At 56.7% G+C, this 12,896-nt stretch carries 12 protein-coding genes; 5 read left to right on the top strand and 7 right to left on the bottom strand.

Going from position 1 to position 12,896, the window contains the following annotated elements:
* The first annotated feature begins 158 nt into the window (after nt 1–158).
* The gene (gene mutS, locus AC2FLO_RS07605; protein WP_496753286.1) at nt 159–2,774 is read left to right on the top strand and encodes a DNA mismatch repair protein MutS; all 2,616 of its coding nucleotides are present in this window, start codon (nt 159–161) and stop codon (nt 2,772–2,774) included.
* 56 nt (nt 2,775–2,830) lie between these two features.
* Here the strand turns inward: mutS and AC2FLO_RS07610 are convergent, their stop codons facing one another.
* The gene (locus AC2FLO_RS07610; RefSeq protein WP_267363733.1) at nt 2,831–3,394 is read right to left on the bottom strand and encodes a nucleotide exchange factor GrpE; all 564 of its coding nucleotides are present in this window, start codon (nt 3,392–3,394) and stop codon (nt 2,831–2,833) included.
* Nucleotides 3,395–3,404: 10 nt separating this feature from the next.
* Nucleotides 3,405–4,469, bottom strand: coding sequence for a heat-inducible transcriptional repressor HrcA (hrcA, locus tag AC2FLO_RS07615; RefSeq protein WP_267363731.1), 1,065 nt, complete (start codon nt 4,467–4,469; stop codon nt 3,405–3,407).
* Nucleotides 4,470–4,581: 112 nt separating this feature from the next.
* Between hrcA and rph the strand changes: the two genes are divergently transcribed.
* From rph to AC2FLO_RS07635, 4 genes are read left to right on the top strand one after another with little or no spacing between them, the layout of a single operon-like run.
* Nucleotides 4,582–5,295, top strand: a complete 714-nt coding sequence (rph, locus tag AC2FLO_RS07620) for a ribonuclease PH (protein WP_267363729.1) — start codon at nt 4,582–4,584, stop codon at nt 5,293–5,295.
* Nucleotides 5,292–5,906, top strand: coding sequence for an RdgB/HAM1 family non-canonical purine NTP pyrophosphatase (rdgB, locus tag AC2FLO_RS07625; RefSeq protein WP_496753263.1), 615 nt, complete (start codon nt 5,292–5,294; stop codon nt 5,904–5,906). Before rph ends, rdgB begins: the two co-directional genes overlap by 4 nt.
* Nucleotides 5,896–7,050, top strand: a complete 1,155-nt coding sequence (hemW, locus tag AC2FLO_RS07630) for a radical SAM family heme chaperone HemW (protein ID WP_496753264.1) — start codon at nt 5,896–5,898, stop codon at nt 7,048–7,050. Before rdgB ends, hemW begins: the two co-directional genes overlap by 11 nt.
* Nucleotides 7,051–7,052: 2 nt before the next feature.
* Complete coding sequence (locus AC2FLO_RS07635) at nt 7,053–7,406, top strand: YbaN family protein (RefSeq protein ID WP_480920044.1); 354 nt, start codon at nt 7,053–7,055, stop codon at nt 7,404–7,406.
* Here AC2FLO_RS07635 and AC2FLO_RS07640 read toward each other — a convergent pair.
* The 5 genes from AC2FLO_RS07640 to mnmE are packed head-to-tail and all read right to left on the bottom strand — an operon-like array spanning nt 7,396 to nt 12,893.
* Nucleotides 7,396–8,292, bottom strand: a complete 897-nt coding sequence (locus tag AC2FLO_RS07640) for a ParB/RepB/Spo0J family partition protein (protein ID WP_496753265.1) — start codon at nt 8,290–8,292, stop codon at nt 7,396–7,398. The two genes, AC2FLO_RS07635 and AC2FLO_RS07640, sit on opposite strands and share 11 nt — an antisense overlap.
* 20 nt (nt 8,293–8,312) lie before the next feature.
* Nucleotides 8,313–9,116 (bottom strand): ParA family protein, encoded by an 804-nt coding sequence (locus AC2FLO_RS07645; protein WP_209506882.1) that lies wholly within the window; start codon nt 9,114–9,116, stop codon nt 8,313–8,315.
* Entirely contained in the window at nt 9,109–9,729 is a 621-nt protein-coding gene (gene rsmG / locus AC2FLO_RS07650; RefSeq protein ID WP_480538386.1) for a 16S rRNA (guanine(527)-N(7))-methyltransferase RsmG, read from the bottom strand. Before rsmG ends, AC2FLO_RS07645 begins: the two co-directional genes overlap by 8 nt.
* Nucleotides 9,726–11,603: a tRNA uridine-5-carboxymethylaminomethyl(34) synthesis enzyme MnmG gene (mnmG, locus tag AC2FLO_RS07655; RefSeq protein WP_496753266.1), complete on the bottom strand. Its 1,878-nt coding sequence runs from the start codon at nt 11,601–11,603 to the stop codon at nt 9,726–9,728. The genes rsmG and mnmG overlap by 4 nt, the downstream gene beginning before the upstream one ends.
* Before the next feature lie 3 nt (nt 11,604–11,606).
* The gene (gene mnmE, locus AC2FLO_RS07660; RefSeq protein ID WP_496753267.1) at nt 11,607–12,893 is read right to left on the bottom strand and encodes a tRNA uridine-5-carboxymethylaminomethyl(34) synthesis GTPase MnmE; all 1,287 of its coding nucleotides are present in this window, start codon (nt 12,891–12,893) and stop codon (nt 11,607–11,609) included.
* Nucleotides 12,894–12,896: the final 3 nt, after the last annotated feature.

Below are 12,896 nucleotides of genomic sequence, written 5' to 3' on the forward strand. Positions count from 1 at the left end.
AAATGTCGTTTCCATGACTTCAGGGCTGACGCCTCATAGCGCAGGAGAACGCCCGCCTCAACGAGAATGAGTTTTCGGCTTTTACAGAAGATGCGGGATTTGTAAGGTCGCGCCCGGAATACGCCAAAAGGGGACCGATTTTGTCCACAGTCACGCCAATGATGGCGCAATACCTCGAAATCAAACAGGCCCACGCGGATGCCCTGCTGTTTTATCGCATGGGTGATTTCTATGAGATGTTCTTCGAGGATGCCGTCAACGCTGCCGAAGCGCTGGATATCGCGCTGACCAAGCGTGGCAAGCACAATGACGAAGACATCCCGATGTGCGGCGTGCCGGTGCATTCGGCCGAAGGATACCTTCTGACACTGATCCGCAAGGGCTTTCGCGTTGCGGTCTGCGAACAGATGGAAAGCCCGGCCGAAGCGAAGAAAAGAGGCTCTAAATCGGTCGTGAAGCGTGATGTCGTGCGACTGGTCACACCCGGAACACTGACCGAAGATGCGTTGCTTGAGGCGCGCCAGCACAACTTTCTGGCTGCCTATGCCGAGGTCCGGGACGAGGCCGCGCTCGCCTGGGCCGATATTTCGACGGGCGCGTTTCACGTGATGCCCCTGACCTCGGTCCGGCTCAGCCCCGAGCTTGCCCGGCTTGCGCCCTCTGAACTGATCGTGGCCGATGGGGCGCAGGAAAAGCTGAACGAAACGCTGGTTGATTTGGGAATTTCACTGACCCCGGTCGGGCGCGCCAGTTTCGACAGCACGGCGGCGGAAAAGCGCATCTGCGGGCTGTTTCACGTGGGCGCCTTGGACGCGTTCGGAAATTTCGGCCGCGCCGAAGTGTCCGCGATGGGCGCGCTGATCGACTATCTCGAGATTACGCAAAAGGGCAAACTGCCCCTGTTGCAAACGCCGCTGAAAGAATCTGAGGATCGAGTCGTTCAGATCGACGCTGCAACGCGCCGCAATCTGGAACTGACCCGCTCGCTGTCCGGCGGGCGCGCAGGATCGCTTCTTTCTGTCGTTGACCGAACCGTTACCCCCGGTGGAGCGCGATTGCTGGAACAGCGGCTTTCCAGCCCTTCTCGAAATCTGGATGTGATCCATGCCCGGCTTGACGCAGTCAGTTTCGCCGCTGGTGACAGCCTGATCGCGTCTGATCTGCGCGAAGCCTTGCGCAAAACCCCGGATCTGGACCGCGCCCTGTCGCGTTTGTCATTAGAACGCGGCGGGCCTCGTGACCTGACAGCCATTCGCAATGGCCTGACCCAGGCGGCCACGATTGCCGAAATCTGCACCGGTCAGGATTTACCGGTGTTGCTGGCAACCGCGCTTCAGAACCTTGTTGGCTTCGATGACTTGCTGACCTTGCTGGACGAGGCGTTGGTGGCCGAGCCCCCGCTTCTGACCCGCGACGGAGGCTTTATCGCACCAGGTTTTGACGCTGAACTGGACGAGGCCCGCACCCTGCGTGACGAAGGCCGGTCCGTCATCGCCGGGTTTCAACGAAATTACGTCGAACACACCGGCATCACCACGCTGAAAATCAAGCACAACAACGTGCTGGGCTATTTCATCGAAACCACGGCCACCCATGCCGAAAAGATGCTGAACCCACCCTTTAGCGAAACCTACATCCATCGCCAGACGACAGCCAATCAGGTGCGGTTTACAACCGTCGAACTGTCCGAGATTGAAACGCGTATCCTGAACGCCGGGAATCTGGCGCTGGAGATCGAAAAGCGGCTCTATCAAAGGCTCTCTGGCGCTATCTTGGACCTTGCTTCCCGATTGAATCAAGCCGCCCGCGGGCTTGCCGAACTGGACCTGACGACCGCTCTGGCTGATCTTGCGCGGGGTGAAAACTGGTGCCGTCCAAAGGTTGATGCCTCTCGCGCATTCAATGTGCAGGGCGGTCGACACCCGGTTGTGGAACACGCCCTCCGGCAGCAAAGCGGCGATGCATTCATTTCCAATGATTGCGATCTGACCGTCGAAAACGGCGCAGCGATATGGTTACTGACGGGTCCGAACATGGCCGGTAAGTCAACCTTTCTGCGCCAGAACGCCCTGATCGCACTGCTTGCCCAAATGGGCAGCTACGTTCCGGCCGAAGAGGCGCATATTGGCGTCGTCAGTCAGCTGTTCAGCCGCGTCGGAGCCTCCGACGATCTGGCACGGGGGCGGTCGACCTTCATGGTCGAAATGGTGGAAACCGCCGCCATCCTGAATCAGGCCGATGACCGTGCATTGGTGATCCTGGACGAAATCGGTCGTGGCACCGCCACCTATGATGGCCTGTCCATCGCCTGGGCCACATTGGAACACCTGCACGCGGCCAACAAGTGTCGCGCATTGTTTGCCACGCATTATCATGAGCTTACGGCTTTGGCCGGTAAACTCGAAGGTGTCGATAACGCCACCGTAGCGGTCAAAGAGTGGGATGGCGAAGTCATCTTCCTGCACGAGGTTCACAAGGGCGCGGCTGATCGGTCTTATGGGGTGCAGGTTGCGCAGCTGGCCGGTTTACCCGCTTCTGTCGTCGAACGTGCCCGGGTGGTTCTGGACCAGCTTGAAAAAACCGAACGCGAAGGCGGTAAGCAAAAGGCGCTGATTGACGACCTGCCGCTGTTCTCGGCAGCCGCGCCGCCACCCCCGCCCGCACCGAAAACCTCGCCGGTGACCGAGATGCTGGAGGGTGTCCTGCCCGACGAACTGACCCCGCGCGAGGCGCTGGATCTGATCTACAAATTGAAAGAGGTGGCCAGATCCTGACCGCCCTTCATCTTTTCAAAGATACTCTCGCCGAAGGCTTGGCTTTTAAAAGCCAATCAGCTTGCTGGCGTTGAAGAGACCCCGACCTGAGCCGGACGCAACAGGCGGTCGTACAGCATGAAACCCTCGGCAGACACCTGAATGATGTCCCCTGCCCGCGTGCCCGGGACCGGGGCCTCGAACATTGCTTCGTGCACATTCGGATCAAACCGGTCGCCAACCTGGGGTGTAATCACTTCGATCCCGTGTTTCTGGAACACATCCTTCAGGGCACGCATGGTCAGCTCGACGCCTTCCAGCAGTCCGGCGGCAACCTCTTTCTGCTCGTCGGTCGCGGCCTCAAGCGCGCGCTTCATGTTGTCGTAAACAGGCAGCATATCGCGGGCCAGCTTGGAACCGCCATACTGTTCGGCATCGCGGCGCGCCTTGTCACCGCGTTTGCGCGCGTTCTCGGCGTCGGCAAGCGCGCGCATGAATTTGTCTTTATACTCATCCCGCTCAGCGCGCAGCTCGTCCAGCTCCAACGCCTCGTCACTGATCTCAGCAAACTCCTCGGCCAGCTCTTCCGCTTCTGCCGCCATGATATCGTCCAGAAAATCTTCGTTCTTGGGCTCTGCCATCTCTTACCCTCTAGCTCCGGTCGGATATCAGCTTGCCGACCAGTTGCGCCGTATAATCCACGATCGGCACGATCCGTCCATAATTCAGACGCGTGGGTCCGATGACCCCGACCGCACCGATTATCTTTCGATCAGCGTTCATATATGGAGACACCACCAAAGAGGAACCCGAAAGTGAGAAAAGTTTGTTCTCAGACCCAATAAAAATGCGCACACCCTCGCCGCCTTCCGTCAATTCGAGGAAATCCGCGATGTCGCGCTTGCGCTCCAAATCATCGAACAGGCTGCGAATACGCTCCAACTCTCCGGCCTGACCGGGTTCGTTCAACAGATTCGCCCGCCCCCGCACGATCAAACGGGCCGAGTCGGCTCCGTCTCCGTCCCAGGCCGCCAGCCCACTTTCCACCAGATCGCGCGCCAGCGCATCTATTTCCTGCTTGCGCGCCTGAATCTGTTTCTGCATTTGACGGCGCACTTCACTGAGCGTGCGCCCCTCGATCAGCGCATTCAGAAAATTCGCAGCCTCGCGCATCGAACTGGGCGTCTGGCCGGGCGGCGGTGTGAACAGGCGATTTTCAACATGGCCGTCAGAAAAGACCAGCACCACCAAAGCCTTGTCATGCCCCAAGGAGACAAACTCGATATGTTTGATTTCGGCCTCATGCTTTGGTGTCAGAACCAGCGACGCACCTTGTGTCACGTGTGACAGAGCTGACCCGACCCGATCCAGCATTCCGCCAACATCACCTGTGTTAGAGCCTAAAGTCTCTTCCAGTTTTTGCTTGTCGTCGACGCCCAGGTCGCCAACCTCAAGCAAACCGTCCACGAACATACGCAGTCCTTGCTGCGTCGGTACCCGACCCGCGCTGATATGCGGGCTGTCCAAAAGACCCAGAAATTCCAGGTCCTGCATCACGTTGCGCACGGTTGCGGCGCTGACCTTTTCCGACAGGGTGCGCGTCAGGGTGCGGCTTCCAACCGGTTCTCCGCTTTCCAGATAACTTTCAACGATCAGCCGGAACACCTCGCGCGACCGGTCGTTCATCTCGTCCAGAATTTTGCTCGCTTCACTCATGCGTTTTCCCCTGCTGGTTCATCATTAAATAGCAGGCAAATGAAAGGTCAATCGGGGTTGCATCGTAACGCTGCGGGGCGGTATCCCCAACCCAGCAAACAAAGGATTTCCCATGCGACCCTCTGGAAGAGACTTAAGTGAAATGCGCGCCGTTTCAATTGAAACGGGGTTCACCAAACATGCCGAAGGTTCCTGCCTGATCAAAATGGGCGATACACATGTTCTGTGTACCGCTACGATCGAAGATCGCGTACCCCCTTTCATCAAAGGTTCGGGGCTAGGCTGGGTCACCGCCGAATACGGTATGCTGCCCCGCGCCACCAATACCCGGATGCGGCGTGAAGCGGCCTCGGGCAAGCAAGGCGGGCGTACGGTGGAAATCCAGCGCCTGATTGGTCGCGCCCTGCGCGCCGGCGTCGACCGGGTTGCACTGGGCGAACGTCAGATCACCGTTGATTGCGATGTGATCCAGGCCGATGGCGGCACCCGCTGTGCCTCGATCACCGGCGGCTGGGTTGCGCTGCGACTGGCCGTCAACAAACTGATGAAAGCAGGTGACGTGATTTCAGATCCGCTGGTTGATCCAGTCGCCGCCGTGTCCTGCGGGATCTATGCGGGCCAGCCTGTGCTGGACCTTGACTATCCGGAAGACAGCGAGGCCGGTGTCGACGGCAACTTTATCATGACCGGATCAGGCAAACTGATCGAGGTCCAAATGAGCGCCGAAGGTTCTGTTTTCAGCCGCGCCCAGATGGATCAGCTGGTGGATCTTGCGGAAAAAGGCGTTGCCGAGCTGGCCGCAGCCCAGAAAGCCGCCACCGCATGACCCGTAAGTTTGACAGCGACAGGCTTCTGGTCGCGACCCACAACAAAGGCAAGCTTGAGGAGATGGAGCATCTCCTCGAACCTTTCGGCGTGACGGTTGTGGGTGCGGCGGACATGGACCTGCCCGAACCGGAAGAGACCGAGGACACCTTTGTCGGCAACGCCCGGATCAAGGCCCACGCCGCCGCAAAGGCCACCGGGCTGCCTGCCCTGTCAGACGATTCCGGAATCACCATCGACGCGCTGGACGGCGCGCCGGGTGTTTATGCCGCGGATTGGGCCGAAACCGCCAATGGGCGCGACTTCCTGATGGCGATGACCCGCGCCCATACTGAGCTAGAGGCAAAGAACGCACCCCATCCCCGCACCGCGCAATTCCGCAGCACACTGGTGCTGGCCTGGCCTGATGGGCATGATGAGGTGTTTGAAGGCATTGCCCCCGGTCATCTGGTCTGGCCCATCCGCGGCGAAGGTGGATTCGGCTATGACCCGATGTTTGTTCCCGAAGGATACGACATTACCTTTGCCGAGATGGATCGCTGGGAAAAGAACAAGATCAGCCATCGCGGTCGCGCGGTTGAGAAGTTCGTGAAAGGCTGCTTTGGCGGATGATTGGCGCAACGGGGGCTTTGGCCTGTACGTACATTGGCCCTTTTGCGAGGCCAAATGCCCCTATTGCGACTTCAACAGCCATGTTTCCAAGAATATCGATCAAAAACAATGGCGTGACGCCTATCTGAGCGAGTTGCGGCGCTCGGCCGTCGAAACCCCGGATCGGGTGCTCAACACGATCTTTTTCGGCGGTGGAACCCCGTCGCTGATGGACCCGGAAACCGTTGCCGCCGTGATTGGTGAGGCCCGTGCGCTCTGGCGCCCTTCCAACACCATGGAAATCACGCTGGAGGCAAATCCCGGATCGGTCGAGGCCGGGCGGTTCGCGGCCTATCGTGATGCAGGTGTCAACCGGATATCGATGGGCGTGCAGGCGCTCAACGACGAAGACCTGCGCCGCTTGGGGCGGATTCACACTGTGGCCGAGGCCCGCGCTGCCTTTGACATCGCCCGTGATTGTTTTGAACGGGTCAGCTTTGACCTGATCTATGCCAGACAGCACCAAACGCTGGATGCCTGGCGGGCCGAGTTGAACGAAGCTTTGTCCATGGCCGTGGATCACCTGTCGCTGTATCAACTGACAATCGAAGATGGCACCGCTTTTGGCGATCGTTATGCTGTCGGAAAACTGCGCGGCTTGCCCGAAGATGACAGTGCGGCCGACATGTACCTTGCAACACAAGAGATTTGCGAGAAACACGGCCTGCCCGCCTATGAGGTGTCCAACCACGCCCGCCCCGGTGCAGAGTCGCAGCACAATCTGGTCTATTGGCGTTACGGGGATTATGTCGGCATTGGCCCGGGCGCTCATGGGCGGATTACTGTGGATGGTCAAAAACACGCGACCGAGACCCATCTGAACCCGCAACGTTGGCTTGACGCCGCCACGAAGGGTTGCGGAGAAAAGAAACGCTATGTCCTTTCGCTTGAAGATCAGGCGAACGAATACCTTATGATGGGCATGAGGATTTCAGAAGGACTAAATGTAGATAGGTGGGAGGCCCTGTCGGGCCGTCCACTTCCAGACGAAACCGTGGACCATCTGGTCGGCATTAATATGATTGAACGTGATAACAACAGACTCAGGGCAACACCAGCGGGGCGCGCCGTGCTGAATGCTGTAATTCGGGAATTGATGGGCTAGATATGCAGTATCTTTGGGCGGGGCTGGGATTGCTTTGCGTTGCGATGGCCGCGATTGGGGTTGTTCTGCCTCTTCTTCCAACAGTTCCGTTTTTGTTGCTGGCAGCGTTTTTCTTTGCGCGATCCTCTTCACGGTTGCACAACTGGCTTCTGTCGCACCGGATTTTCGGGCCAATGATACTGGATTGGCAGAGTTCGGGCGCAATACGCCCGGCCGCAAAAAAGGCAGCAACCTTATCGGTCGCCGCCGTTTTAGGAGTGTCTTTGCTCTTATCCGTTCCGCCCTTCGTGCTGATCCTTCAGGTCATTGTTCTGGGCGGCGTCCTGATATTTATCTGGACGCGCCCTAGCGGCTGAGCTTTGCACAAAGATCGTCAAGCTGATCCAGGTTTTCATATGTCAGAACAACCTGACCGGATTCTGTTCCCGCCTTGTGGTTGATTGATACTTTCATTGCCAGAATCGCAGACAGGTCTTTTTCCAGCGCGCGTGTATCAGCATCTTTTCCGGCATCCAGATTCCTGGATCTGGGAGCAGGTCGTGCAGTGTCGCCCTGCTGCTGTTTCTTGACCAGCGCTTCGGTAGCGCGCACAGACAAACCATCCTTGACGATCAGTTTTGCCAATTCCGAGGGATTTTCCGCCGTAATCAGCGCCCGCGCATGACCAGCCGATAATTTCCCTTCAATTACAATAGTTTGCACGTCAATTGGCAGAGACAAAAGCCGCAACAGGTTCGCAATATGGCTGCGGCTTTTCCCCAAAGCCTCAGCAAGCTTTTCCTGCGTGTGGCCAAAGCGATCCATCAACTGCCTGTATCCGGCGGCCTCTTCCACTGCGTTCAGATCAGCGCGCTGGATGTTTTCGATGATCGCAACTTCCAGTACCTCGGTATCATCGAATTCACGCACAATCACAGGGATCTCGTGCAGCTGCGCCATCTGAGCAGCCCGCCACCGGCGTTCACCAGCGACGATTTCGTATTCTCCGACCCCTGTTGGACGTACGATCAAGGGTTGGATGATACCTTTTTCCCGAACCGACGCGGCAAGCTCACCCAATTGTTCGGGCTGAAATGTGCGTCGCGGCTGATTTGGGTTTGCCTTCAGCTTTTCAATCGGAACCTTCAGATCAGGTCTGCGCACGTCAGATGGTACTCGGTTACCCGCCTCTGGATTAACGTCCGCCATGAGTGCGGATAATCCGCGGCCCAACCCTCTGGATTTCGCTTTCCTGGTGCTCATGTCGGCCTCCTCTCCACCGCTCATGCTGCGGTCTTGTTGTTCTTATGCATGATCTCACGGGCCAGATGCCGATACGCCATCGCACCAAGTGATCCCGAGTCATACTGCAATACCGGCAGCGCATAGGATGGCGCCTCGCTGACCCGCACATTCCTGGGTATCTTTGTTTTAAAAACCATCTCGCCCAAATTGTCACGCGCATCCTTTTCGACCTGGCGGGACAAGTTGTTGCGGTTGTCATACATAGTTAACACAACACCTTCGATTCTCAGGTCTGGATTCGCGGTTTGCCGGACCTCCCGAATTGTCAGCATCAATTGCGAAAGACCCTCCAGCGCAAAGAACTCACTTTGCAGCGGCACTAGGACAGAATGGGCGGCAACCATCGCGTTTACCGTCAAGAGGTTCAGTGACGGCGGGCAATCTATCAGGATGAAATCCAGCTCAAACGCGTCCACCGCCGTTTGACGCAGCGCATCATGCAAAAGATAACTGCGTTTTTCGTTGGAAATCAGCTCGATATCCGCCGAACTCAGGTCAACCGTTGCAGGGACAACCAAAAGGTTCTCGATCTCCGTCTCTTGAACCACTGCCTCCAAAGGCGCGTCGTCCAGAATGAGGTCATAAGTGGTCCAATCCCGATCTTCGACCCCTAATCCGGTGGATGCGTTCCCTTGTGGATCGAGGTCAACCACCAATACCCTGCAACCAGCTTCGGCCAGTCCTGCCGCCAGGTTGATCGCTGTGGTTGTTTTCCCTACTCCGCCCTTCTGATTGGCAACCGCTATTATCCGGGGTCCGGACGGTCGAGACAGATCAACCACGTGATACTCCTTTGATCTTAAGGATAACGGCCTGAGGTTCAGTTAAACTTGTAATGGCCTCAGCATCGAAATTCCATTCCCCACGCGCTTCTTCCAGCTCTTTTTTCCAGTTTGCACCTTTGGGCAACAGCGCGGTCCCGTTTTCACCTAAATGTCTGTCACAAAACGATAACAATGTACGCAAATCCGCCAGCGCGCGCGCCGAAACGATGTTTGCGCCCAGGGGTTCAACCACCTCAATCCGCTTGGAAATCACTTTACACGACACACCACATTCACGGGCAACGTTACGCAGAAATGCCGATTTTCGCTGGTCGCTTTCCACAAGAGAGAAACTGGCGGCCGGAACTTCCTCGGCCGCAATAATGGCGCACACCATTCCGGGGAACCCGCCGCCACTGCCAAGGTCCACCCAGGTGTCAAACGTTTCAGCGCATCGAAAAACCTGGACAGAATCCAGAATATGCCGATCCCAAATGAATTCCAGGCTATTGCGCGAAACAAGATTTATCCTGGGGTTCCAGCGGTTCACCAGATCAACATAGGTTTTCAGACGCTCAAATGTTTCACGTGAAACATTCAAGCCATCAAACTTGGAATAATCGACCGTCATGCCTGGCGTGCTCGTTGATCGCGGCGCAATTTCGCCAGGACAAGGGTCAAGGCAGCCGGTGTAACGCCTTCGACACGGCTTGCTTGCGCTATGTTCGACGGCTTGACCTGCGACAGTTTTTGCTTCATCTCAGAAGACAGCCCGTCCAAGCCAAAATAGTCAAACTCACGTGGGATAACATAGGATTCATCCCGCTTCATGGCCTCAACATCGCGCTTTTGCCGATCAATATAGTTTGCGTAAAGCGCGTCGCGTTCGATTTGAAGCCGGATCGCCACATCAACATCTTGTAGATCAGGTATCAGAGGGAACAAGTCCTCGAAGGATGTATCCGGAAATGCCAGAATCGCCATTCCATCTCGGCGGTTTCCATCCTGGTTGACGTTGATCCCAGCTGAAAGAACTTCCTTGGGTGTGTATGTGCGTGCGGTCAACTTCAATTTCGCCGCATCAAGCTGGCTCATTTTCTTTTCAAAATGTGCCTGTCGCTTCTCTCCGACACAACCAAGTTCCAACCCAATCGGTGTCAACCGTTGATCGGCATTGTCTGCGCGCAAAGACAGACGGAATTCAGCTCTGGAGGTAAACATTCGATAGGGCTCTGCCACACCACGGGTCGTCAGGTCGTCTATCATCACACCGATATAGCTGTCTGATCTGGTGAACAAGACCGGATCGCGGCCCAGTACATCCAGCGCCGCATTGAGGCCGGCGACCATCCCTTGTGCTGCGGCTTCCTCATATCCTGTGGTTCCGTTGATCTGCCCTGCCAGATATAGTCCCGGAACGTCGGGTAGCGACAAGGACGCAGTTAAGATACGAGGGTCCACATAATCATATTCAATCGCATAGCCGGGTTGCAGAATATCCGCCTTTTCAAGCCCTTTGATCGACCGAACATATTCCAACTGCACGTCCTGAGGCAGTGACGTTGAAATACCGTTGGGATAAATCGTGTGGTCATTAACGCCTTCGGGTTCAAGAAAAACCTGATGCGAGTCCTTATCTGCAAAGCGCACAATCTTGTCTTCGATCGAAGGGCAATATCTTGGACCTATGCCGTCGATATGGCCGCCATACATCGCCGATTTTGAGAGGTTTGCTTCGATGATCTCATGCGTCTTTGCATTGGTGTGTGTAATACCGCAGGAAATCTGAGGCGCGACAACCGATGTTGACAGGAAAGAAAACAAGGTCGGGTCCTCATCCCCGTCTTGTTTTTCCAAACCCGACCAGTTGATCGTGCGCCCATCCAGACGCGGCGGTGTGCCGGTTTTCAAGCGCCCCAGCGGAAGGTTATAGCTATCCAACCTCTCGGCCAGTTTTATTGACGGGCGATCTCCCATTCGCCCACCAGCCCGTGACACGTCGCCGATATGGATGACGCCGCGCAGGAAGGTTCCGGAAGTCAGAACAACGGCTTTGGCGTACACTTCCGACCCATCTCCGAGGACGACACCGGCGACACGGTGTCCATCCATCAGAAAATCTACAACCTCCCCAACGATAACGGACAGGTTTTCCTGATTGCTGACTTCGTTTTGCATCGCCGCCCGGTACAAGGCGCGATCTGCCTGCGTTCTGGGACCCTGAACAGCCGGACCTTTTCGCCGGTTCAGCAGTCGGAACTGGATACCAGCCTGGTCAGCGACACGGCCCATTACGCCATCTAGCGCGTCAATCTCTCGTACCAGATGTCCCTTCCCCAACCCGCCGATGGCCGGGTTGCAGGACATGACACCGATATCGGTCGCGGATAAAGTCACCAAAGCGGTTTTCGCACCCATCCTGGCAGCGGCGTGCGCAGCCTCCGTACCGGCATGACCAGCCCCAACCACGATGACATCAAAGTTTGAATGTTTCACGTGAAACAATCCTTATTTACCCAAACAAAAGCTGGAGAAGATTTCATCCAACAGTGTCTCGACATCTATTCTGCCAACCAGAGATTCAAGCGCCCGTATGGCGGTTCTTAACTCTTCCGCAGCGATATCATACAGGTCCGGGCCTGATTCCAGAACCGTGATCGCAGCAGTAAGTGAAACCGATGCCTTGTTCATCGCAACGCGATGGCGCTCACGCGTGGCAATACCATGTGTTGTGGTTCTATCACTCAAGACCCACGAAATCTGGTCGACAAGCGCGTCAATCCCCTGTCCTGTCTTTCCTGAAACACCTTCAGCAGCGCCCTCTCGCAAGTCCGCTTTGGGTAGAACGTGGATATCGCCATCCTGCATGGCCACACCCAGATCTTCCGGTGCTTCGGCCAGGAAAACGCGCAGGTCCGCCGCATCTGCCCGTTTTCGAGCCAGCTCGATCCCAAGATTTTCGACGTGATCTTCGGTATCCCGCAACCCGGCCGTATCCAGCAATGTCACCGGCAAACCAGCCAGATCCATTCGAACCTCAATCACGTCCCGGGTCGTGCCTGCGTATTCCGAAGTAATCGCAGCCTCGCGCCCCGCAAGCGCATTCAGCAGGGTTGATTTTCCTGCATTAGGAAGACCGACAATAGCCACCTCAAATCCGGTACGTATACGCTCGGCGATCTTTACCCCATCAGCTTCTCGACGAAGATCTGCCAGAACTCCGCTTGTCAAACTACGGACTTCCGGTGTGACGTCTGTAGGGACGTCTTCATCAGCGAAATCTATGACAGCTTCCAGCAACGATGCCGCGCGGATCAGATCGCGCCGCCAACGCTCGGCCAGCGTGCCAAGCTCACCAGCCAGAATGGTCTGGGCCTGCTTACGCTGTGCCTCGGTTTCCGCGTCAATCAGATCTGCCAGGCCTTCGACCTGTGTTAGATCCATCTTGCCATTTTCAAGGGCCCGGCGTGTAAACTCACCCGGGTCCGCCAGTCGCAGCCCATCGGTGTTCGACAAACAGCGCAGAACCGCATTGACCGAGGCCGTACTGCCGTGGATTTGAAGTTCTGCCACGTCTTCACCGGTGAAACTTGCCGGTGCCTGAAAGGTCAGAACCAGACCATCATCCAGACGTGATCCATACTGATCCCGCAGGGTGCGCAAGACCATTCCCCGCTTAGGCAGTTCCGCGCCGCACAGACATGCGGCTGCGGAATGCGCTTCGGGGCCAGAGAGGCGAATGACCGCCACCCCTGCTTTGCCTTGCGCGCTGGCCAAGGCGAATATCGTATCCATTCG

It is taken from the genome of Ruegeria sp. TASC047 (assembly GCF_059612445.1).